Source organism: uncultured Allobosea sp. (genome assembly GCF_945957345.1).
Taxonomy (GTDB): domain Bacteria; phylum Pseudomonadota; class Alphaproteobacteria; order Rhizobiales; family Beijerinckiaceae; genus Allobosea.
The window spans coordinates 1-21,673 of sequence record NZ_CAMFKW010000024.1; the positions used below are offsets into that span (position 1 = coordinate 1).

At 66.5% G+C, this 21,673-nt stretch carries 22 protein-coding genes; 15 read left to right on the forward strand and 7 right to left on the reverse strand.

Going from position 1 to position 21,673, the window contains the following annotated elements; genetic code table 11:
• The first annotated feature begins 324 nt into the window (after positions 1 to 324).
• Positions 325 to 915 (forward strand): SCO family protein, encoded by a 591-nt coding sequence (locus Q0Q36_RS13360; protein ID WP_293798656.1) that lies wholly within the window; start codon positions 325 to 327, stop codon positions 913 to 915.
• An 87-nt stretch (positions 916 to 1,002) separates the two neighbouring features.
• On the opposite strand, the gene Q0Q36_RS13365 is transcribed toward Q0Q36_RS13360, so the two are convergent.
• The 3 genes from Q0Q36_RS13365 to Q0Q36_RS13375 form a co-directional block, all read right to left on the reverse strand.
• Positions 1,003 to 1,680 (reverse strand): L,D-transpeptidase, encoded by a 678-nt coding sequence (locus Q0Q36_RS13365; protein WP_293798657.1) that lies wholly within the window; start codon positions 1,678 to 1,680, stop codon positions 1,003 to 1,005.
• Between the two features lie 156 nt (positions 1,681 to 1,836).
• Positions 1,837 to 2,148 (reverse strand): hypothetical protein, encoded by a 312-nt coding sequence (locus tag Q0Q36_RS13370; RefSeq protein ID WP_293798658.1) that lies wholly within the window; start codon positions 2,146 to 2,148, stop codon positions 1,837 to 1,839.
• Between the two features lie 88 nt (positions 2,149 to 2,236).
• Entirely contained in the window at positions 2,237 to 2,956 is a 720-nt protein-coding gene (locus tag Q0Q36_RS13375; protein WP_293798659.1) for a L,D-transpeptidase, read from the reverse strand.
• 285 nt (positions 2,957 to 3,241) lie between these two features.
• On the opposite strand from Q0Q36_RS13375, the gene Q0Q36_RS13380 reads away from it, so the two are divergent.
• The 4 genes from Q0Q36_RS13380 (at position 3,242) to Q0Q36_RS13395 (ending at position 7,461) form a co-directional block, all read left to right on the forward strand.
• Positions 3,242 to 4,456: a diguanylate cyclase gene (locus tag Q0Q36_RS13380; RefSeq protein WP_293798660.1), complete on the forward strand. Its 1,215-nt coding sequence runs from the start codon at positions 3,242 to 3,244 to the stop codon at positions 4,454 to 4,456.
• A 292-nt stretch (positions 4,457 to 4,748) separates the two neighbouring features.
• Positions 4,749 to 5,240: a class I SAM-dependent methyltransferase gene (locus Q0Q36_RS13385; RefSeq protein WP_293798661.1), complete on the forward strand. Its 492-nt coding sequence runs from the start codon at positions 4,749 to 4,751 to the stop codon at positions 5,238 to 5,240.
• 203 nt (positions 5,241 to 5,443) lie between these two features.
• Positions 5,444 to 6,973, forward strand: a complete 1,530-nt coding sequence (locus Q0Q36_RS13390; RefSeq protein ID WP_293798662.1) for a UxaA family hydrolase — start codon at positions 5,444 to 5,446, stop codon at positions 6,971 to 6,973.
• A 95-nt stretch (positions 6,974 to 7,068) separates the two neighbouring features.
• Positions 7,069 to 7,461: a hypothetical protein gene (locus Q0Q36_RS13395; RefSeq protein WP_293798663.1), complete on the forward strand. Its 393-nt coding sequence runs from the start codon at positions 7,069 to 7,071 to the stop codon at positions 7,459 to 7,461.
• A 121-nt stretch (positions 7,462 to 7,582) separates the two neighbouring features.
• Here the strand turns inward: Q0Q36_RS13395 and Q0Q36_RS13400 are convergent, their stop codons facing one another.
• Positions 7,583 to 8,767: an aminotransferase gene (locus tag Q0Q36_RS13400; RefSeq protein WP_293798664.1), complete on the reverse strand. Its 1,185-nt coding sequence runs from the start codon at positions 8,765 to 8,767 to the stop codon at positions 7,583 to 7,585.
• A gap of 106 nt (positions 8,768 to 8,873) precedes the next feature.
• Here Q0Q36_RS13400 and Q0Q36_RS13405 point away from each other — a divergent pair, with 106 nt between their 5' ends.
• Positions 8,874 to 9,629, forward strand: a complete 756-nt coding sequence (locus Q0Q36_RS13405) for a Sir2 family NAD-dependent protein deacetylase (protein WP_293798665.1) — start codon at positions 8,874 to 8,876, stop codon at positions 9,627 to 9,629.
• On the opposite strand, the gene Q0Q36_RS13410 is transcribed toward Q0Q36_RS13405, so the two are convergent.
• Positions 9,626 to 10,255, reverse strand: a complete 630-nt coding sequence (locus tag Q0Q36_RS13410) for a LysE family translocator (protein ID WP_293798666.1) — start codon at positions 10,253 to 10,255, stop codon at positions 9,626 to 9,628. The two genes, Q0Q36_RS13405 and Q0Q36_RS13410, sit on opposite strands and share 4 nt — an antisense overlap.
• Positions 10,256 to 10,523: 268 nt before the next feature.
• Here Q0Q36_RS13410 and Q0Q36_RS13415 point away from each other — a divergent pair, with 268 nt between their 5' ends.
• Positions 10,524 to 11,075, forward strand: coding sequence for a cold-shock protein (locus Q0Q36_RS13415; protein WP_293798726.1), 552 nt, complete (start codon positions 10,524 to 10,526; stop codon positions 11,073 to 11,075).
• Positions 11,076 to 11,165: 90 nt separating this feature from the next.
• On the opposite strand, the gene Q0Q36_RS13420 is transcribed toward Q0Q36_RS13415, so the two are convergent.
• Positions 11,166 to 11,435 (reverse strand): hypothetical protein, encoded by a 270-nt coding sequence (locus tag Q0Q36_RS13420; protein WP_293798667.1) that lies wholly within the window; start codon positions 11,433 to 11,435, stop codon positions 11,166 to 11,168.
• Positions 11,436 to 11,456: 21 nt separating this feature from the next.
• Here Q0Q36_RS13420 and Q0Q36_RS13425 point away from each other — a divergent pair, with 21 nt between their 5' ends.
• Positions 11,457 to 12,332: an HD domain-containing phosphohydrolase gene (locus Q0Q36_RS13425; RefSeq protein ID WP_293798668.1), complete on the forward strand. Its 876-nt coding sequence runs from the start codon at positions 11,457 to 11,459 to the stop codon at positions 12,330 to 12,332.
• 44 nt (positions 12,333 to 12,376) lie between these two features.
• On the opposite strand, the gene Q0Q36_RS13430 is transcribed toward Q0Q36_RS13425, so the two are convergent.
• Complete coding sequence (locus tag Q0Q36_RS13430; protein ID WP_293798669.1) at positions 12,377 to 12,727, reverse strand: iron-sulfur cluster assembly accessory protein; 351 nt, start codon at positions 12,725 to 12,727, stop codon at positions 12,377 to 12,379.
• Positions 12,728 to 12,813: 86 nt separating this feature from the next.
• On the opposite strand from Q0Q36_RS13430, the gene Q0Q36_RS13435 reads away from it, so the two are divergent.
• From Q0Q36_RS13435 to scpB, 7 genes are all read left to right on the forward strand, one after another.
• Positions 12,814 to 14,067: a deoxyguanosinetriphosphate triphosphohydrolase gene (locus Q0Q36_RS13435; RefSeq protein WP_293798670.1), complete on the forward strand. Its 1,254-nt coding sequence runs from the start codon at positions 12,814 to 12,816 to the stop codon at positions 14,065 to 14,067.
• Between the two features lie 35 nt (positions 14,068 to 14,102).
• Positions 14,103 to 15,869 carry an arginine--tRNA ligase gene (argS, locus tag Q0Q36_RS13440; protein ID WP_293798671.1) on the forward strand — a complete coding sequence of 589 codons (1,767 nt, stop codon included), beginning with the start codon at positions 14,103 to 14,105 and terminating at the stop codon, positions 15,867 to 15,869.
• Between the two features lie 102 nt (positions 15,870 to 15,971).
• Positions 15,972 to 17,546, forward strand: a complete 1,575-nt coding sequence (locus Q0Q36_RS13445) for an SPOR domain-containing protein (RefSeq protein WP_293798672.1) — start codon at positions 15,972 to 15,974, stop codon at positions 17,544 to 17,546.
• 230 nt (positions 17,547 to 17,776) lie between these two features.
• Positions 17,777 to 18,871 carry an ABC transporter substrate-binding protein gene (locus tag Q0Q36_RS13450; protein WP_293798673.1) on the forward strand — a complete coding sequence of 365 codons (1,095 nt, stop codon included), beginning with the start codon at positions 17,777 to 17,779 and terminating at the stop codon, positions 18,869 to 18,871.
• A 117-nt stretch (positions 18,872 to 18,988) separates the two neighbouring features.
• Positions 18,989 to 19,999, forward strand: a complete 1,011-nt coding sequence (gene nagZ, locus Q0Q36_RS13455) for a beta-N-acetylhexosaminidase (protein ID WP_293798674.1) — start codon at positions 18,989 to 18,991, stop codon at positions 19,997 to 19,999.
• Between the two features lie 48 nt (positions 20,000 to 20,047).
• Entirely contained in the window at positions 20,048 to 20,878 is an 831-nt protein-coding gene (locus tag Q0Q36_RS13460; RefSeq protein WP_293798675.1) for a ScpA family protein, read from the forward strand.
• The gene (gene scpB / locus Q0Q36_RS13465) at positions 20,875 to 21,570 is read left to right on the forward strand and encodes an SMC-Scp complex subunit ScpB (protein WP_293798676.1); all 696 of its coding nucleotides are present in this window, start codon (positions 20,875 to 20,877) and stop codon (positions 21,568 to 21,570) included. Before Q0Q36_RS13460 ends, scpB begins: the two co-directional genes overlap by 4 nt.
• The last annotated feature ends 103 nt before the right edge of the window (positions 21,571 to 21,673 follow it).

The following is a 21,673-nucleotide window of genomic DNA, read 5'->3' on the forward strand; positions in this document are numbered from 1 at the left end:
TCGCCAAGGACGCCTACAAGCCGTTCGAAGGCATCGTCTCGAAGGCCGTCCCGGCCGCTCCGAAGGCGTGATTTCGGCCGGCGGCCGATAGGCCGCCGAGGCTTTGTGAGTTCAGTTGCGTTTTGAGAACCCCGGCCGCGAGGCCGGGGTTTTTCGTTGGGCGGTGGGTGCGCCGATTGGGACTTGAAGCTCGGGTGGCTTCAGCTTGTAGACGAGAGGTCCTGCTATCGCACTGAGCCGGAGACCGCGTTTTGTTCGAGATCGAGATTGCCGCTTATCCGGCCGTGCCGGCCAAGGCTGCGTGAACCACCGGCCGGATCAAGCATGCTGAAATTCGTGCGCTATGCAGCCTGGGCGCTCGTCCTGATCGTCGGCTTCGTTTCCACTTCGATCCTGATGGGCTGGTGGGTATCGGATCGCTCCCGGACGGAGCTGCCGCCCGCGATCGGGGGCGCGTTCAGCCTGGTCGATCACACCGGCAAGGCGGTGACCGACGCCGATTTCCGGGGCAGCCCGCTCGCAGTGTTCTTCGGCTTCACTCATTGCCCGGAAGTCTGTCCGACCACGCTGCTGCGATTGAATAATCTGACCCGGCAACTGGGGACGGATGCGGCGCGGTTGAAAATCCTGCTGATCACGGTCGATCCGGAGCGCGACACGCCCGCGCAACTCGCGCTCTATCTGCAATCCTTCGATCCCGTCGTGATCGGTCTCACGGGATCGCAGGCGCAGATCGATGCGGCGCTGCAGGCCTACAAGGCCTATGCGAAGAAGGTCCCTGTCGATGGTGGCTACACCATGTACCATACGGCCAACGTCTACCTCATGACCGGCGACGGGGCCTACCGCACGATGATCGACTATCACGAGGCCGATTCATCCGCGCTGGCCAAATTGCGGATGTTGCTGCGCTGAGGGCGATCGTCGAAAGCCTGGTACGACATAAAAAAAGCCCGGTCGGAGACCGGGCTTTCGGTAGGCTGGTGCAACTCCTCCGCGACCTCAGGCCGGGAGGACGACGACCTTTGTCTTCACCGGCGTCTGATCGTAGAGATCGATCATGTCTTGGCTGAGCAGGCCGACGCAGCCGCTGGTGATGCCGGAGCCGATCGATTCCTCATCGCTCGACGCATAGATCGTGTACAGCGTGTACTTGCCGTTCTGGTAGAGATGCAGCGTGCGGGCGCCGAGCGGGTTGTCGAGCCCGCCCGGCATGCCGCGCGCGTATTTGGCGGCTTCGGGCTGGCGCTTGATCATTTCCGCAGGCGGCGTCCAGGTCGCCCATTCCGACTTGCGCCCGACATAGGCATCGCCGCTCCAGCGGAAGCCGTCGCGGCCGACATTGGCGCCGTAGCGGGTGGCGTTGCCGCCGCCCTCAATGCGATAGACGTAGTAATTGGCGGGATCGACGACGATCGTGCCCGGCTCTTCCTTGCTCTCGTAGCGGACGGTGCGGCGCCAATATTTCCGGTCGACCTTCGTAATGTCGGCGGCGGGAATCGCGAATTTCTTGTCGGGCACGGGCCCGTACATCTGCTGCGCTTCGGCGAGGCTCATGCCGTCGCCGGCGCAGCCGGCGAGACCCAACGCGCCGAGGCTGACGGCCGAGCCGACCAGAAACGACCGGCGGTCGACAAGGCCCGACCGACGGGCATCGGCATTCCTACCATCGATGATCATGATCTTGGACTTCCCATGTCCTGCTGCCCGACGAGGCTCTGCTCCGGCATGCACTGTTTGATGTCTTAACCGGGCGGAGATTGCCGCCAGATGGCCTGGCTGGCAAGCGTGTCTGCCTATCATAAAAAGAGCGACGGTTGCCCGTCGCTCTGGGGATTACCACCAGCCGGGGGGCGGCGGGGGAGGAGCATAGTAGCGCGGCGGGGGCGGACCCCAGCCGGGGCCGGGGCCGTAGCCGGGCGGCGGACCGTAGCCGCGCGGCGGGCCGTAACCGCGGCCATAGCGCTGCTGGCGCATGGTCTCTTCCATGATCATGTGGCGCCGCTCGGCGGCAGCCGACCAGGAATATTCGGCGGGCGCCTTGTCGAGGCGTTCGGCCAGGCTCTTCGGCAGGGCCTCGGAGGCCATGGCCGGCGCGGCCAGCGCGCTCCCGGCTGCAATCGTGGCGAAAATCAACAGCTTGCGCATGGCAAACTCCTTTCGATACTCATCAAATCACAGGGATGCTCAACGGAACGTGAACCGCTTCGTTGTCTGCCGTTCATCTGGGCGGCAGTCACACGGGCAGCACCGTCACGGGCGTGCCGAGCGAGACACGTGCATAGAGATGCGCGATGTCCTGGTTGATCATGCGGATGCAGCCCGACGAGACGTTCGTGCCGACCGTGTAGGGCTCGAAGGTGCCGTGGATGCGATAGCCGAGATCCCGGCCTTCGCCGAAAAGATACATCGTGCGTGCACCCAGCGGGCTTTTCGAGCCACCGCGCACGCCGAGTCCGCGCGGCGTCTGCTCGAGCTGGGCCCTGATCTCGGGATCGCGCGCGATCATCTCGGGAGGCGGGACCCAGTCGGCCCAGTCGCGTTTCATGTTGATCCGGGCCGCGCCCGACCAGCCGAAGCCCTCGCGCCCGACGCCGACGCCGTATTGCGTCGCGACGCGCGGCGATTCGATGAAATAGAGATGATAGCCGGCGGGATCGACCACGATGGAGCCCGGCTTGTCGTCGCGCGGAAAAGCGACCGTCTGCCGAAGGAAGCGGGGATCGATGCGCTGATAGTCGATCGCCGAGATCGGAAAGCGCTCGCCGGGATAATCGGCATAGATATCGGCATAGTTCGGCCGGGCTAGCGTGCGCGTGACGAGGCCCTGCGGCTTTGGGGCGACCGGGCTGGTGTTGAGCTCGGGCAACGCGACGATGCTGCGCGATCCGCAGCCGGCCAGGCTTGCCGCCGTGAGGGACAGGGCGGGGAAGGTGAACGAGCGGCGCGTCAGCATCGGGTATCTCTCGGGCAGTCCTGAGGAGATACATCGGCTTGGATGGTTACTGTTGGGTGAACCCTTGATCCGGGTGCTGGTCACAGATCGTTAAGGGGCGGCGGAGAGAGGCGTTCCAACGGCGGCAAAGGGTCGAAGCGGACATGCGGGAGTTGGAAGCCGTTGCGCCGATGTTAGGGCTGTAGGCAGCCTCATCAGCGGCCGGACATGCTTTTGATTTGTATCAAGGGATGGATGGGCTACCTTGGGTAATGATCGGCCGGCTTGCCGCGGTGAGTACCCTGCATGAGTCAATCCAACAGCCCAGTTCTTGGCGCCAGCGTCGCGGTGTTTTCGGTCGAAAGCCAAGCAGGGGCGGAACTGTTGAGCGGTCTTGAAAGGCATGTAGGGACCTTTGCGTCGATCGTCGGCGATCTTCAGGAGTTGGACGCGATCATTAAGCGCCAACCTCTCGAAGCCATCATTTGCATGGGCGGGAACGCTGAAAGCGCCCTGCCGCTCATCGATGAGGTCCAGTCTTGCGTGGCAGGTCGTGTCCCCATCATTCTAGTCGCGCCAAGTCGCCACCAGAATGCCGTGATCCAGGGATTTCGACGCGGCATGAGCGACGTGGTGCTCATGGACGACGCTTGCGTGGCGGAGATTGGCGAGGCGATCGAGAGGATCAGAAAAAAACGCGATCTATCCAGCCATCATGCCTCTGACTTTTGGGAGCAGAGTTCGCGACTCCTTTCTCCCCAAGACCTACTGCACAAAATCGATGAAAATATGCGCCAATCGAGGGGGACGATCGGCGTTCTTTCCATACAAATCGTCGAGGTCGGCTATTTCGCGCGGAAATTCGGACTCGCTGCCGTCGAAGAATTGACGCGTGAGTTCGCAAAGCGGCTCCTCCTCGCGATTTCAGAGTCGGGATATTTTTGCCGAAGGCCGGACTCAACATTCGTGGTCGCGCTGAATGCCGTCGCAACGACTGCCGCGCTCGAAATGAAGATCGGTCAGATCGCAAACGAAGTCAGCTTCTTGGCGACGGTGAGCGATCTCGATTTTAGAATCGAATGCGTGACCGGGGCTTGCGACCCAAGCATTGCGGAGGAGGCCCTATCCGCCGTGGAACGGGCGGACGCATCGCTCAAGGAAGCAATCGCCAGGCAGGTGAGCTACCATATTGGCGGCTCAGGGATCGATGGTTTGCCGCTGCGATATTCGTTGGTTCGTCGCAAGAGGCGGAATGCAGAACGCCGCGGCGGAGAACGTCAGTCGGTCCATAGGCGAGCCAAGTTCTTCCTGGATCATCTGAATGCATCCGTCGAATGCATTGTCCTTGATGTGTCGCGCAGCGGGGCCCGGTTGCGGATTACCGATAGCTTGATGCTGCCAGATGAATTCGACCTGCTGCTGTCCTACCAAGGCGAGCGTCAGCGAGTCCGCCTGCGGTGGCGGCGGCACAAGGACATCGGCGTTGAGTTCATAAAGCCAAGCGCATCTGCGCCGGTCTAGGTTGCCCGCATCGGCGCTCGATCTCGGAGTCCTCGGCTGCCGCCCGCGTTGGGGCAGTTTGCCGCACCCTAAGCCGGCGCTTGGGGCGTGCCTTAATTTCCGCCAAGGGTCGAAAGCTGCCGCTGGACTATTCCAGGTGCGAGCCCGCCCGGCAGCATTGATCCGGCGGGTAATTCCTGCCAACAGGGTCTTCGCTGCTCTGGGCTTGGAGAGCGCTGGTCGGCAGGGTGCCGTTCCTGCCGGCAGCGCAGAGGCCACTCTCCAGCACAGGCCGTTCGATGACGGGGAGCCCATGAGCCGGCTGGACAGTTTCATTCGTCGCCTCGAAGCGCAGCGCACGATCCTGAACTGGGCCGCGGCCTCGATCCAGGGGCGGAGCGGGCTTGCGCTCGAACTCGGCCTCGGCAACGGGCGGACATATGACCACCTCCGGGAATTGCTGCCGGGCCGCGAGATCTACGTGTTCGAGCGCGATCCGCATCCCAACCCGCTGTCGAGGCCGCCCGCACGCTTCCTCGTCGTCGGGGATATGGCGGAGACGCTCCCCGTCTTCGAAGGCGAGCACGGGGCGGCTGCGGCGTTGATCCATGTCGATGTCACCACCGGCGTTCCCGAACGGGACAAGATCGCATTCGCCTGGCTGCCGGCCCGCGTCGCGGCGCTGGCGATGCCCGGGGCGATCATCGTGAGCGGCTGGGCATTGGAGCACGACGCGCTGGAAGTGCTTCCCTTGCCCGAAGGCATCCCGGAAGGGCGGTATTTCGCCTATCGGCGCGCCGGCTGAGAAACCGGCGACGAGCTTCCTTCCCGGAAGCGCGGGCGGCAGCTTTGAGGCGAGGGCGAGCAGGATCGTATCTGCTTCCTCCGTCCCGTCTTATGATGGCGCATAGCCGTTTCCTGATTTGAACCGATTGAAAATGCGGCCGGTTGGGGGCATCTCTAGGGCGTGCGCCGCCGTCGCGGCGCCGAGAGGTTCCGGTCCCCGCCATGCTCGACAAGTCCGCGCCGCCCCGCACGCTCAAGCTCAATGCTGCCGACAATGTCGTCGTCGCCGTCGATCCCGTCGATCTCGGCGTGACCGCGGCCGGCGTCGAGGCGCTGAAACGCATCCCGCGCGGGCACAAGATGGCGATCGCGCCGATCGCCAAGGACCAGCCTATCCGCAAGTTCGGCCAGATCATCGGCTTCGCGACGGCCGATATCCTGCCGGGTGACTGGGTGCACGAGCATAATACCGGCTTCCATGCCTTCGACCGCGACTACGCCTTCGCGCAGGAGGCCAAGCCGGAGTTCGTGCTGCCGGTCGAGCAGCAGGCGACCTTCGAGGGCTTCCGCCGCACCAATGGCAAGGCCGGCACGCGCAACTATGTGGGCATCCTGACCTCTGTGAACTGCTCGGCCTCTGCCGCGCGCTTCATGGCCGAGGAGGTGAAGCGCTCCGGGCTGCTCGCCGATTATCCCAATGTCGACGGCGTGATCGCGCTGACCCACGGCACCGGCTGCGGCATCGACTACAATGGCGAAAGCTTCGAGGTGCTGAAGCGCACGACCTGGGGCTATGCCTGCAACCCCAACATGGCGGCGGTGCTGGTCGTCGGGCTCGGCTGCGAGGGCTTCCAGATCAGCCGCATGAAGGAAGCCTATGGCGTCACCGAGAGCGACGTCTTCCGCACGCTGACGATCCAGGAGACCGGCGGCACCAAGAAGGCCGTCGCCGCCGGCATCGATGCGCTGAAGACCATGCTACCGATCGCCAACCGGGCGGTGCGTGAGACGGTGCCGGCTTCCGAACTGATGCTGGCCCTTCAATGCGGCGGCTCGGACGGCTATTCCGGCATCACCGCCAATCCGGCGCTGGGTGCGGCCGTCGACATCCTCGTCGAGCATGGCGGCACGGCGATCCTCTCCGAGACGCCCGAGATTTACGGTGCCGAGCATCTGCTGACGCGCCGCGCCGCGACGCGCGAGGTCGGCGAGAAGCTCGTCGGCATCATCAAATGGTGGGAGGATTATACGGAGCGCGCCCGGATGAGCATGAACAACAACCCCTCGCCGGGAAACAAGGCGGGCGGGCTCACCACCATCCTGGAGAAGTCGCTGGGCGCGGCGGCGAAGGGCGGCACCAAGACGCTCTCGGCGGTTTACCACTATGCCGAGCCGGTGAGGGAGAAGGGTTTCGTCTATATGGACACGCCCGGCTACGATCCCGTCGCGGCGACGGGACAGGTCGCTGGCGGCTCGAACATCCTGGCCTTCACGACCGGCCGCGGCTCGGCCTATGGCTGCAAGCCGACGCCCTCGGTGAAGCTCGCGACCAATACGCCGATCTACGAGAAGATGATCGACGACATGGACATCAATTGCGGCGACGTGCTCGACGGCGTCTCGCTGGAGCAGAAGGGCCGCGAGATCTTCGAGAAGCTGCTCAAGGTCGCCTCAGGTGAGCGGACCAAATCCGAAGAGCTCGGCTATGGCGACGCCGAATACGTGCCTTGGCAGATCGGCGCGACGATGTAGTTTTTTAGTGCGCCGGTTGAACCCGGCGCGCGACCGAGGCGACCAAGGATGGCTCCGGCGCTGCCGGGGCCATTCCTTTATCGGCCCGGATTTCCATGAAGACCTTCTTCCTCGTCACCGTCCCGCGCGTCCTGCTCGGGGTGATCTTCCTGATCAGCGCCGTCGACGGCTTCTGGTGGCTGGCCACCGGCGCGAACCTGATCCATCCGCCAACCAGCCCGCGCGGCGTCGTGTTCGAGACGGCTCTGCAGGATTCCGGCTTTCTCTGGCCCTTCATCAAGGCCGTCAACCTCACCGGCGCGCTGAGCCTGATCTCGAATGTCGTGCCGGCCTTCGGGCTCGCGCTGATCGCCCCGGTCATGGCTGTGATCGTGTTGTTCCACATCACGATCAACCCGCAGGGTCTGCCGGTCGCCGCGATCCTCGTGGTGCTCGGCTCGATGCTGGTCTGGGCCTATCGCGACCGCTACGCGGCGCTGTTCCGGTAAGTCCTGCGGCCCACTCTCGCGTCATGGTCGGGCTTGTCCCGACCATCCACGTCTTCGCTGGTCGGGGCTTGCATTCAAGACGCGGGTGCTCGCCACGAGGGCGAGCATGACGGTTTGTCGGCTAGAGCGAGAACCCCGTCAGTCGCTCGCACAGCCCTTCGATCCTGTCCGCCGCGACATTGGCGATGGCGATGCGCAGGTGGTTTTCCTGCCCGGGGCCGAAATAGGGGCCGGGCAGGGCGAGCACGCCGCAATCCTCGACGAGGCGGCGCGCCACCTCGGCCGCTTTCACGCCTGCGAACGGATGGGCGACATAGGCGAAATAGGCACCGGCCGAGAGCACGCGCCAGCCGTTGAGCGGCGCCATCGCCTGGCGGAAGAGATCGGCGCGGGCGTTGATCTCGGCGCGGTTACGCTCGCGCCAATCACGGATGCCGTCGATGCCCCAGGTGACTGCCGCCTGTCCGGCGCGGACCGGGCTGATCTGCACGCAATCGAGCACTTTGCCGATCTGGGCCAGCGCCGGCTCGCCGGCCGTGATCGCGCCGAGGCGCCACCCCGGAATCGCATAGGCCTTCGAGAAGCTGTAGAGGCCGATCACCGAATCCTGCCAGCTCGTTGTCGCGAAGACTTCATGCGGCCTGGCAACGTCAGCGGGCAGGAAATCGCGATAGGTCTCGTCGAGCACGAGCCAGATGCCGCGCCTTGCACAGAGCGCGGCGAAGGCGGCGATGGTCTCAGGCGGATAGACTGCGCCGGTCGGGTTGTTGGGGGTGACAAGGACGATGGCGCGGGTGCGCTCGTCGATCAGCGCCTCGGCGGTCGCGACATCCGGCACGAAGCCGGCCTCCGGCGCGCAAGGCAGCGGGCGGGCCTCGATGCCGAGCATGGTCAGCGTCATCTCGTGGTTGAAATACCAGGGCGTCGGCAGCAGCACGTTGTCGCCGGCCCGCGCCAGCGCCATCATCGTCACGACATAAGCCTGGTTGCAGCCGGAGGTGATCGCGACCTCGGCCGGCTTGAAGGCGGTGCCGTAGATGCGGGAGATCTCGGCGGCATAGGCCTCGCGCAGGGCGGTGTCGCCGGTGATGCCGCCATAGCGCGTGCTACCGGGCTCGGCCGCCGCAGTGGCGAGCTTTTCCAGCAGGGCCGCCGGCGGCGGGGAGCCGGGAACCGCCTGCGACAGGTCGATCAGCGGGCCGCGGGCGCCGCCATAGGCGCGCGCCCAGCCCTGCGCCTCCGGGATCGGCGGCGTGCCGGTATCGATGAGATCGGGATTGAGGGCGGCTTTGACGGTCGTCGGCATGGTCTGACTGGTTTGCTGCGTGCGGACGTTTGCGTCAATCGCCTTGGAAGCGCAGCAAACCCGCGCCATATCTGGAGGACTTCCAATCCAGCGATCGGACGGGCGCATGCAGGACGAGACCGAGGATGCCATCGCAGCGCTGCATGCGCTGCTCGACCGGGCGGACAGCATCATCAGCTTCACCGGCGCCGGCATCTCGACGGAATCGGGCGTGCCGGATTTCCGCACGCCCGGCTCGCCCTGGATGGTCAACAAGCCGATCCCCTACGACGCCTTCGTCCAGAGCCGCGACGTCCGGATCGAGGCCTGGCGCCGCAAGTTCACGATGGACGACCATTACCGCGGGGCGGCGCCCAATAGCGGCCACCGGGCGCTCGCCCGGCTGGTGGCGGAAGGGCGCTCGCCGGCCATCGTCACCCAGAACATCGACGGGCTGCACCAGGCCTCCGGCGTGCCCGCGGACAAGGTCATCGAACTGCACGGCAACGGCACCTACGCGACCTGCCTGACCTGCGGCTGGCGGCACGAACTGGATGCGATCCGGCCCGCCTTCGAGGCGACCGGCGAGCCGCCCGCCTGCATGATTTGCGCCGGGCCGGTGAAGTCGGCGACCATCTCCTTCGGACAGGCGATGCCGCAGGAGGCGATGAAGCGGGCGCAGGCGCTGGCGCTGGATTGCGACCTCTTCCTCGTCGTCGGCTCGTCGCTTGTCGTCTATCCGGCGGCGACCCTGCCGGTGATCGCCAAGCGGCAGGGCGCGAAGCTCGTCATCCTCAACCGCGAACCCACGGAACTCGACCCGATCGCCGATCTCGTCATCCGCGCCGAGAGCGGGGCGGTTCTGGGGGCTTTGCCGGGTTAGCCCCGCGAGGCCAGCGCCAGCCTGATTGCGAGGCCGCCGAACACCGCGCCCATCAAGCGCTGCGGTAGGCGCGCCAGCGCTGGACGGTTCGCCAGCGCCTGGCCGATGCGGCTCGCCGCGAGGATGACGATGCCGTTCATCAGGAAACCCATGGCGTTCAGGATCGTCGCGAGAACGACGACCTGAAGTGCGATCGAGCCCTGTTCCGGCTTCAGGAATTGCGGCAGCAGCGCCAGCATGAAGAGCGCCATCTTGGGGTTCAGCAGGTTGGTCCAGAGACCTTGCAGAAAGATGCGCCGCAGCGGGACGGCAGGCACTTGGCCGGGCGCGAAGAGCGGCGTCTGCGAGCGCAAGGTCGTCCAGGCGAGATAGGCGAGATAAGCTGCGCCCAGCCAGCGTAAGGCGTCATAGGCCGTCGGCACGAGAATGAAGAGCTGCGACAGGCCGAAAGCTGCGGCGAAGGCCTGCAGGTAGCTGCCGACTGCGATGCCGGCATAGGTGAGGAGGCCCGCCATCCGCCCTTGGCTGAGGCTGCGCGAAGCGATCAGCAGCATGTCCGGACCCGGCGTGGCCGTGAGGACCGCCGCCGCGGCGGTGAAGAGCGCGAGCGTGGGCAGGTCGAGCATGGCGAATCCTGTTCAGGAGGAGTTCCGCCAGCATGCCATGCTTCGGGGGCGCGACCCCCATGCTTCTCCCGAAGGGGCGGTCCGCTCGGCTGATCGGCCCGCCATGATGATGTGGACGAATTTTTGGGGGCTGTATCCTGAATCGGCAGCAATGGTATCGTGACAATGCGAATCAAGCGTTGCGCGTGGGGGTGAGCGGCACATGTCCGACGAATTCGGTGAGAGCGGGCGGCCACCGATGGGTCCCATCCAGTCACTCAATCGAGTCATGCGGCTCGATGGACCGGGTAGCCACGCGTCGGAAGTGCCGGTGGAGGTCACCGGCTACGTCAAGTGGTTCGATGTCTCGAAGGGCTACGGCTTCGTCGTCCCGGAGGCGGGCGGCGCTGATGTCTTGCTCCACGTCACGATCCTGAAGCGCGACGGATTCAACACGATAGCCGAAGGGGCTCGCATCGTGCTTGAAGCCGTCGAGAAGTCGCGGGGCCGCCAAGCCGTGCGCGTGCTCTCGATCGACACGACATCCGGCCGCCACCCGTCCGAGATGCCGATGGCGCGCACCAATGTCGCGGTTTCGCCGACCAGCGGGCTCGAGCGCATGGTGGTGAAGTGGTTCAATCGCCTGCGCGGCTTCGGCTTCGTCTCGAAGGGCGAGGGGGCGCCCGACATCTTCGTGCATATGGAGACGCTGCGCCGCTACGGCCTCGTCGAGCTGGTGCCGGGGCAGACCGTGCTGGTGCGCTACGGGCCGGGACCGAAGGGGCTGATGGCTGCTGAAATCCACCTGGAGCAGGGTGGCGGAGCTACCGTCGCGCACTGACTGACCGCGACTTGTGCCGAAGGCGGCATCGTCGCGGACATTGAGCTAAGTCAGTTTTGCAAACATGCGCCCGGATTTCGGCACCGGGCTTTACGCTTCTTCAACTCGCTCGCTTATGATTGAGGCTTCTTCGGAGGCCTCGTCATCGTTCTTCTGTTCAGTGACCACGACGAACGCCGTCAGGCGCTGCAGCGGATTCTCTCTGTCTGGGGTCCGTGCGCGGCGTTGTCGCTCGGCGGTAACGGCGGCGCTCCCTATGCGGCCGGTCGTCTTCTCGTCGTCGATCTCGATCTTTCCGAACGTCTGAACATCGAGGCGGCCCGCGCGGCGCTTGCGCCGCACCGGCAGGCCGGCTTGCACTGCATCTTCCTGCTCCGCGACATGTCGAGCCGTTGCCAGATTCAGGCTAATGCTCTCGGCGCGACGGAGATCCTGCCGGCCGATGTCTCGACCGCCGTGCTGCTCGACAGGGTCGGATTGTTGCTGGCCCCGCCGAGCCAGTCCGAGGATGCGGCGGCCTTCGGGCGGCGCTTCGTGGCCGCCTCTGCAGCGCTTTCGGATCTGATGGGGGCGGCTGAGGCCGGCGCCGGATTGCCGTTGCAGGCGATCGAGGACAGCGTCACCGCCCTCAATCGCGCGGCCGATGGCGGCGATCTCAATGCCTGGCTCGACATGGTCTGGCGCCATGACGATGCGACCTATCAGCATTGCCTGCTCGTCTCCGGCCTGGCCGCGGCCTTCGCCCAGCGCCTCGGCTTCCGCGAGGCCGACCGGCGGCTGATCGCCGAGGCGGCGGTTCTGCACGATATCGGCAAGGTTCAAATTCCCCTCGAAATCCTGCGCAAGCCCGAGAGCCTGTCGCCGGCGGAGCGGGAGGTCATGCGCCGGCATCCGGGGATCGGCCATGACATGCTGGTCGCGCAAGGGGGCTTCGCCCCGATCGTCCTGACCGCGGTGCTCTCGCATCACGAATATCTCGACGGCTCGGGCTATCCGCATGGGCTGAGCGGCGACGGCATCCCCGATGTGGTGCGGATCATCACCATCTGCGACGTCTATGCCGCGCTGATCGAGCGGCGCAGCTACAAGCCGCCCATGCCGCCCGGCGACGCCTATGCGGCGCTCGTCGCTATGGGCGGGAAGTTGGATCGCGATCTCGTCAGGGTCTTTGGGGAGGTTGTGCTCGATTCCGAGATCATGCGGCTCGGCCAGTACGGCAGGCCGATCCTGAAGCGTGCAGCCGGGCATGCCGCCTGACACCGCCGGTGCTTCGGGCAGGAAATCGCCTGCCGAGCCGAAGGCTAGACCGCGAAAGACGTCCCGCAGCCGCAGGAGCTGGTCGCGTTCGGGTTGGTGATGCGGAAGGATTGGCCGATCAGGTCGTCGACGAAATCGATCGTGCAGCCTTCGAGCAGGTCGAGCGATGTCTCGTCGATCAGCACGGTCGCGCCGTCGCGCTCGATGACGAGATCGTCCGGCGCCTTTTCCTGGTCGACGTCGAAAATATACTGGAAGCCGGAGCAGCCGCCGCCGGCGACGCTGACGCGCAGCATCGAGCCCGGCGGCTCCTTCGCCATCACCGAGAGAATGCGCTTTGCGGCATTTGCGGTCACCGCGATGCCGCGCGGGTTGACCGCAAGATCGGTCGACATGGGCAGATGCTCCTTGCACCCTGGTTACCCGGGAAGGTAATGGCCCGGCAGCGCCTCCACAAGGATAGGCGCGCGACGGGGCAGCCATGCCGCATCCACAGAACTCGCCTTCCGGCTTTTCCTTCGCACCCGGCGCCGAGCCGGGCGAGCGCTGGCGCGCGCCCTATGCCTGCCGCTCGACGACGAGTCGCGGCCGCCTCGTGGCGGAGCCGGCCTCGGCGACGCGCGGCGAATTCCAGCGCGACCGCGATCGCATCATCCATTCGACCGCCTTTCGGCGGCTCAAGCACAAGACGCAGGTCTTCGTCTCGCATGAGGGCGATCATTACCGGACGCGGCTGACCCATACGATCGAGGTGGCGCAGATCGCCCGTGCTTTGGCGCGCGCGCTCGGCCTCGACGAGGATCTCGCCGAGGCGCTGGCGCTGGCGCATGACCTTGGCCACACGCCCTTCGGCCATACCGGCGAGGATGCACTGGAAGAGTGCATGGCCGGGTTCGGCGGCTTCGACCACAATGCCCAGACGCTCCGGATCGTGACGCGGCTGGAGCGGCGCTATGCCGATTTCGACGGACTCAACCTGAGCTGGGAGACGCTGGAGGGGTTGGTCAAGCATAACGGCCCGCTGCTCGACCACGAGGGCCGGCCGACGGCGCGTTACGCGAAGAGCGGCATTCCCGTCGCGATCGTCGAATATCAGCAGCGCCAGGATCTCTGGCTCGACAGCTACGCCTCGGCTGAGGCGCAGGCCGCGGCTCTGGCCGACGACATCGCCTATAACGCCCATGACATCGATGATGGGTTGCGGGCCGGGCTGTTCGGCCATGCCGAGCTGCGGGCCGTGCCCTTCCTGGCCGAACTGCTCGACGAGATCGAGCGGCTGCATCCGGGCCTGGAGCGGTCGCGCGCCACCAACGAGCTGGTGCGGCGGGTGATCACGCGTTTCGTCGAGGACGTGATCATGGAATCGCAGCGACGCCTGACGGCGCTGGCGCCAGATGATGCCGATGCGATCCGGCGGGCGGACGCGCCCGTTATTGCCTTCTCGCCGGCGATCGAGGCGGCCGACCGCGACATCAAGGGCTTCCTCTATCCCAACATGTATCGCCACCCGCGGATCGCGCCGATCCGGGCCGATGCCGCACAGGTGGTGCGCGATCTGTTCCAGCGCTTCAGCGCCGATCCGACGGCGATGCCGGAGGAGTGGGCGGCGGGTTGCGATCCGCTCGACGAGCACCGCCGCGCCCGGCGCATTGCCGACTATATCGCGGGGATGACCGACTGGTACGCGCTCGACGAGCATCGCCGCCTGTTTGACGCCACCCCCTCGCTGCGATAGGGCCGGGCGGCTTTCCATCCGCAATCGTGGCCGCAATGAACCTGTTCGAGATCTATTCCGCCCGTCTTCATGCCGCGCTCTCAGGCCTCGCCGAGCGAGGCGCGCTCCCGGCCGGCCTCAATCTCGCGCGCGTCGTGGTCGAGCCGACCAAGGACCCGGCCCATGGCGATCTCGCCACCAATGCCGCGATGGTGCTGGCCAAGGATGCCGGCACGAACCCGCGCGCGCTTGCCGCGCTGCTGGTCGAGGAGTTGTCGAAGGACCCGGAGATCACCAAGGCGGAGATCGCTGGCCCCGGCTTCATCAACCTGACGCTGCAGCCGGCCGTGTTCACGGCGGTCCTGAAGGCGGCGATCGAGGCGGGGCTGGATTACGGGCGCGGCACGCCGAAGCCCGAGCCCCGGGTGAATGTCGAGTATGTCTCGGCCAATCCGACCGGGCCGATGCATGTCGGTCATGGCCGCGGCGCCGTGTTCGGCGATGCGCTGGCGAGCCTGCTCGCCTTCGCCGGTCATGACGTCACCCGCGAGTACTACATCAACGATGCCGGGGCGCAGGTCGATGTGCTCGCCCGCTCCGCCTTCCTGCGCTATCGCGAGGCGCTGGGCGAGGATATGGGCGCGATTCCCGAGGGGCTCTATCCCGGCGACTACCTGGTCTCGGTCGGCAAGGCGCTAGCCGAGCAGTATGGCGATAGCTTGCGCGACAAGGCCGAATGGGACTGGCTGCCGCTCGTCCGGCAGGCGGCGATCGACGGCATGATGGCGATGATCCGCGACGATCTCGCTGCGCTCGGCGTCGTCCACGAGCTCTTCTTCTCGGAGCGTTCGCTGCAGGGGCGGGACGGCAATTCCAACGCCGTGCACCAGACCATCGAGGATCTGCGCGCGCGCGACCTCGTCTATGAAGGTCGCCTGCCACCGCCGAAGGGCCAGAAGGACGAGGACTGGGAGGATCGCGAGCAGACCCTGTTCCGGGCCACCAGGTTCGGTGACGATGTCGACCGGCCGCTGCTGAAGTCGGACGGCAGCTACACTTATTTCGCCAACGACATCGCCTATCATCGCTCCAAGTTCATGCGCGGCTTCCCGGAGATGATCGACGTCTGGGGCGCCGACCATGGCGGCTATGTCAAGCGCATGCAGGCGGCCGTGAAGGCCGTCACGAACGGGCAGGGCTCGCTCGACGTCAAGCTGTGCCAGCTCGTGCGCCTGCTGCGCAATGGCGAGCAGGTGCGCATGTCCAAGCGCTCGGGCGATTTCGTCACGCTGCGCGAGGTCATCGACGAGGTCGGCCGCGACGCGGTGCGCTTCATGATGATCTTCCGCAAGAACGACGCGACGCTGGATTTCGACCTCGGCAAGGTCGTCGAGCAGTCGAAGGACAACCCAGTCTTCTACGTCCAGTACGCGCATGCGCGCTGCGCCTCGATCTTCCGACAGGCGCGCGAGGCGTTCCCCGATCTCGATCTGTCGACGCCGGCGCTGGCCGGTGCAGACCTTTCGATCCTGACCGACGAGGCCGAAGTCGGCATCGTCAAGATGCTCGCTTCCTATCCGCGAATCATCGAGGGCGCGGCGGCGGCGCATGAGCCGCATCGCGTGGCCTTCTTCGTGCATGAGCTGGCGAGCGCCTTCCATTCGCTCTGGAACAAGGGCAAAGACTCGCCGCAATTACGGTTCGTTAATCAAACTGATCGAAAGTCGACCTTGGCGAGATTGGCGTTCGTGCACGCGGTGCGCAGCGTCCTTGCTTCCGGTCTGGCTGTCGCCGGAGTTGCGGCGCCGGAAGAGATGCGCTGACGGAAAAAGGATTTCCGGCGGCGCGCACAAGGTCAGGTTGACCGCACAGAGTTCCCGGTTCTTCCATAGGAGGAAGCGGCTTGTGCTGGAATGGATCGTACCATGAGTGAGCCAGCTAGGAACCGTTTCGCGCTCGATCTCGAAGATCTCGAGCGCCAGCTGCGCGGAGCAGGGCAGGCGCCCCGCCCGGGGCAGCAGGCCGACCCGCTTGCGGAATTGACCCGCATCGTCGGGCAGGACGATCCGCTCAAGGATATCTTCGCCGAGCGGCGCCAGCCGTCGCGCCCGGCCATGCGTCAGGAGCCGAGCTTCGAGGTGGTGCCGCAGCAGCCGGCGCCGGCCGTCCCCGAAGTAAGCCAGCCGCCGGCCGAGATGCGCGGGGCGCTCGACGAGTTCGAGGCGCTGCTCCGCCGCACCGAGCCGCGCCGGGCCGAAGCTCCGACGCCGGTGCAGGCGCGGCCTGCGCCCCAGCCCGCATTCGAGCCCGATTACGATCTGCCGGAGCCGCTGCCCTATTCCCGCCCGGCGGCGATCCAGGGCGCTGCCCCGCCGCGCGACCTCGACGAGGGCGCGCAGTATCGCCAGGCCCCGGCCGCCTACGCGACGGAAGAGCCTGCCTATGATTACGGCCATGCCCAGCAGGCGATGCAGGCGCCCGAATACGGCGAAGAGGAGATGCCGGATCTGGAGCCGCGCCGTTCGCGCAAGGGGCTCTGGGCTGCCGCTGCGGTCATCGCCGTCGGGCTTGTCGGCGTCGGCGCGGCTTTCACCCTGCGCGGCGGCACCACCACGAAGGACGGGCAGCCACCGATGATCGCGGCCGATTCCGGCCCGGTCAAGGTCGCTCCCGCCAATCCGGGCGGCGCGGAAATCCCGAACCAGAACAAGCAGATCTACGAGCGCAGCCCCGACACGCCGACGGCACCGACCAAGGTCGTAAACAACGAGGAGCAGCCGGTCGACGTCCAGCAGGCCGCCCGCTCGATGGCGCCGCGCGTCGTCGCGCCCGGTCCGAATTCCGGCGGCGGCACGGCTCTCGCCGCCGCGCCGAGCGCACCCGAGCGCAGCATCGTTCCGCCGGAGCCCGGCCTGACGCCGATGCCGCCCGTGCCGGGCCTCGGCGAGCCGCGCAAGGTTCGCACCGTCGCGATCCGTCCGGACGGCACGCCGGCGCAGAATCCCGTCGCCGTCGACAGCAACCAGCCGATCGCGACCGGTTCGGCGCCCACCCGCTCGCTTGCCAACCAGGCGGCGAACGTGGCCCTGTCGCGCCCGATGCAGCTCCCCTCGGCCGCTCCGAAGGCCGAGGCGCGCGCCACCACACCGCCGGCAGCGACCACGCCGGCCGCGCCGACCCGTGTCGCCAGCGCAGCGCCGGCTCCCGCCGCTGCGCCTTCGGCCCCTGCTGCGGCTGCAGTCCGTGCCGGTACCGGCGACTTCGTGGTGCAGCTCGGCGCTCCCGGCAGCGAAGCCGAAGCCCGCGCCACCTTTGCGGCGCTCCAGCGCAAGTACCCGCAGCAACTCGGCGGCCAGGCGCCGATCGTCCGCAAGACCGAGCTTGCCGGCGGCAAGACCGTCTTCCGCCTCCGCGTCGGGCCTTATTCCCGCGAGGATGCGACCTCGATGTGCTCGGGGCTGCAGGCGGCCGGCGGGCAGTGCTTCATCGCCAAGAACTGATCTCCCGGCCATTGCCGGTCTGATCGAACGGCGGTCCCTCGGGGCCGCCGTTTTCGCATTGTGGTTGGTGCATAGGCGCGCGAGATGCGCCCGGTTCCGCTGCTGCGCATCTGCCTGTAGCCTGCCGCGCGAATCGTGGGCGATATTGCCCGCGGACCTTGTGCCGTTCGAACGGCACAAGGCGTGAATTCGCTCCGGGCAAAGTACCCGGGCCAGCAGGAGGTAACCCCATGGATCGCCGCAGTTTCGTCAAGGTCGCCGGTGCCGGTGCCGCCGGCAGCGCCGTCATCGCTGCGCCCGCCGTCGCGCAGTCGCAGCCGAAGATCAACTGGCGCCTGACCTCCAGCTACCCCAAGAGCCTCGACACGCTCTATGGCATCTCGACCCATGTCGCGAAGCGCGTGGCCGAGGCGACCGACAACAATTTCCAGATCCAGGTCTTCGCGCCGGGCGAGATCGTGCCGGCGCTCCAGGCGCTCGATGCCGTGCAGAACGGCACCGTCGAGTGCAGCCACACGCTGTCGAGCTTCTATATCGGCAAGGACCCGGCCTTTGCTTTCGAGACCTCGCTGCCGTTCGGCTTCAACACGCGGCAGCAGAATGCCTGGCTTTATCAGGGCGGCGGGCTCGAGCTCTGCCGCGCCTTCATGAAGACCTACAACATCCACACGATTCCCTCGGGCAATACCGGCGCGCAGATGGGCGGCTGGTTCCGCAAGGAGATCAAGTCGCTGGAGGACCTGAAGGGCCTGAAGTTCCGCATCGCCGGCCTCGGCGGCCGGATCATGGCGCGGCTGGGCGTCGTGCCGCAGACCATCGGCGGCGGCGACATCTATCCGGCGCTCGAGCGCGGCACGCTCGACGCGGTCGAGTTCTCCGGCCCCTATGACGACGAGAAGCTCGGCTTCGTGAAGGTCGCCAAGTACTACTATTATCCCGGCTTCTGGGAGGGGAATGCCAATGTCAGCTTCCTCGCCAACCAGGACAAGTGGAACGAGCTGCCGGCCTCCTACAAGGCGATCGTGGAAGCGGCCTGCGCCGAGGCCAACATGCTCTGCGTGGCCAAATACGACCACAACAATCCCGACGCGCTGATTCGCCTCGCCGGCACCGGCGCGGAGCTGCGGCCCTTCCCGCAGGAGGTGATGGCGGCGGCGTTCAAGGAGGCCTTCGCGATGTATGGCGAGCTCGCCGCCAGCAACGCCAATTTCAAGACCTTCTACGATTCCTTCCTGCCGTACTGGAAGAAGGAGCAGCTCTGGTTCCGCATCGCCGAGCTGCCCTTCGACGCGTTCAACGCGCAGAACTACCAGCAGGTGAAGTAACGCAATGAGCGGGCGCGGATCGTTCTTGACCGCGCCCGCGCCGCTTTTTGTGTTCTCGCATCGGCCTTGTCCGAAAACCGCATTTCCCTTTTTGGGCCGATGCCGTAACCCCATACGATGACATCGCGCGCCTTCATCGCCGGCTGCCTCGGCACGAGCCTCACTGCGGACGAGCGGGCCTTCTTCCGCGATGCCCGGCCCTGGGGCTTCATCGTCTTCAAGCGTAACACGCAGTCGCCCGAGCAGGTCGCGGCGCTGACCGCCGAGATGCGCGAGACCGTCGGCTGGCACGCGCCGATCCTGATCGACCAGGAGGGCGGGCGGGTCCAGCGCATGGGGCCGCCGAACTGGCCGAAATACCCGTCGGCGCACGCCTTCCTCGGCATCAACGATCCCATCCGCCAGCGCGAGATCGTCCGGCTCTCGGCCCGCCTGATGGCGCATGACCTGAAGAGCGTGGGCATCGATGTCGACTGCCTGCCGGTGCTCGACGTGCCGGTCGCCGGCAGCCATGACGTGATCGGCGATCGCGCCTATGCCCATGATCCCGATCAGGTGGCGCGGCTTGGCCGTGCTGCGGCCGAGGGGCTGATCGCCGGCGGCGTGCTGCCGGTCGTCAAGCATATGCCTGGCCATGGCCGGGCGCGGGCCGACAGCCATCACGACCTGCCGATCGTCGACGCGTCGCTGGACGAGCTCCGGGTGCATGATTTCCGGCCGTTCCGGCATCTCGCAGACATGCCGCTGGCGATGACCGCGCATCTCGTCTTCACCGCGCTCGATCCGAAGAATCCCGCGACGATCTCCCGCAAGATCGTACGCGAGATTATGCGCGGCGAGCTCGGATTCGATGGGCTGATCATGACCGACGACATCTCGATGAAGGCGCTGTCGGGTTCTTTCGAGGCCAAATCGCGCGCCGCGATCCGGGCCGGCGTCGACGTCGTCCTGCATTGCCACGGCATCATGGAAGAGATGATCGCCGTTGCGGGGGCCGTGCCGGAGATGACGGGCGCGCGTGCGCGTCGTGCCAACGCCGCGCTTGGCCGCATCCGGCATGAGCCGGAGCCGGTCGATCTGGAGGCCGCCCGCGCCGAGATCGCGGCCGCGCTTGCTTTGCAGGGCTGAACGGCCGAATCTGCGCCTTCGGGGATGACAGGTGGGGCAGGGCCTTCAATGACGGCCGAATTGCCATTCGAGGAAGACCGCGCGGAGCGTGCGGGCGAGCCTTCGCTCGTCGTCGATGTCGACGGCTATGAAGGGCCGCTCGACCTGCTGCTCGATCTCGCGCGCCGGCAGAAGGTCGATCTGCACCGCATCTCCATCCTGGCGCTGGCCGAGCAATACCTGTCCTTCGTCGAGGAAGCGCGGGCGCTGCGGCTGGAACTCGCCGCCGATTACCTCGTGATGGCGGCCTGGCTGGCCTATCTCAAGTCGCGCCTGCTGCTGCCGGAGCCGCCGAAGGGCGAGGAGCCGAGCGCCGCCGATCTCGCGACAGCGCTCGCGCTCCGTCTGCGTCGGCTGGAAGCGATCCGCGCCGCGGCGAACAAGCTCTCGGCGCGCGAGCGGCTGGGGCTCGATGTCTTCGCGCGTGGCGCGCCTGAGGAGATCGTCGCCGGCGCCCGGCCGGTCTGGGAGGCGGAGCTTTACGATCTGCTCGCGGCCTATGCCCAGCAGCGTCAGAAGCGGGTGCAGGGCCATATCTCGGTCGGCCATCGCGCCGTCTGGTCGCTGGTCGAAGCGCGCGAGGCCTTGCAACGGCTCGTTGGGGAAGCCGGTGACTGGACCGAACTCGATGATTATCTCACGCAATACATGGCCTCGCACGGCCTGCCGGCGCGGGAAATGCGGGCGACGGTCCGGGCCTCCGCGCTTTCGGCTATGCTGGAGATGGTGCGGGAAGGTGTGATCGATCTTAGACAGGACGAAGCTTTCGCGCCGATCCAGGTGCGCCGCCGCTCGGCCCGGCCTGAAGGCTTGCCCTTCGCCGCCAAGGACGCTTCATGACCGGGACGGCGGCTGAACCCGAGGACATCGAGGCTGATGGCGGGGCGGAAGCCTTTTCGCAAGCGCTGCGCGTCGTCGAGGCGCTGTTGTTTGCATCTGCCGTGCCGCTGACAGCGGAGGCGCTCAGTCGCGCCATTCCCGCCGGCATCGCGGTCGAACAGGTGCTGGCCCGGCTGGTCGAGAGCTATGCCTTGCGCGGGGTCAACCTGCGCCAGGTTGCCGGCGGCTGGGCTTTCCGGACGGCACCTGATCTGGGCTATCTGCTTGCGGCCGAGGCGGAGCCGCCGCGGCGCCTGTCGCGGGCGGCGCTCGAAGTGCTGTCGATCATCGCCTATCATCAGCCGGTGACGCGGGCCGAGATCGAGGAGATCCGGGGCGTCGCCACCGCCAAGGGCACGCTCGACATCCTGCTGGAGGCAGGTTGGGTGCGGCTGCGCGGGCGGCGACGCTCGCCGGGGCGGCCGATCACCTATGGCACGACGCCGGGCTTCCTCGACCATTTCGGGCTGGACCGCATCGACGACCTGCCGGGGCTGGAGGAACTGAAGGGAACGGGCTTCATCGAAGGACGCCTGACGCGCGACTTGGCCGTTCCGGTTCCCGACGACGATCCGGGCTTGCGCGACGACGAAGACCCGCTCGGCGATCTGTTCGGCCCGCTTGACGACGGCGAGGGCGGACCGCAGGGGTGAGGGGCGAGCTTCCGGGGCTGCTGCCGGTTCCTCCGCGGGTCATCCCGGACAAGCCCCGAGGCGGCGCCGATCCGGGATCCATGCCCGAGCCTTTGCCGGATGA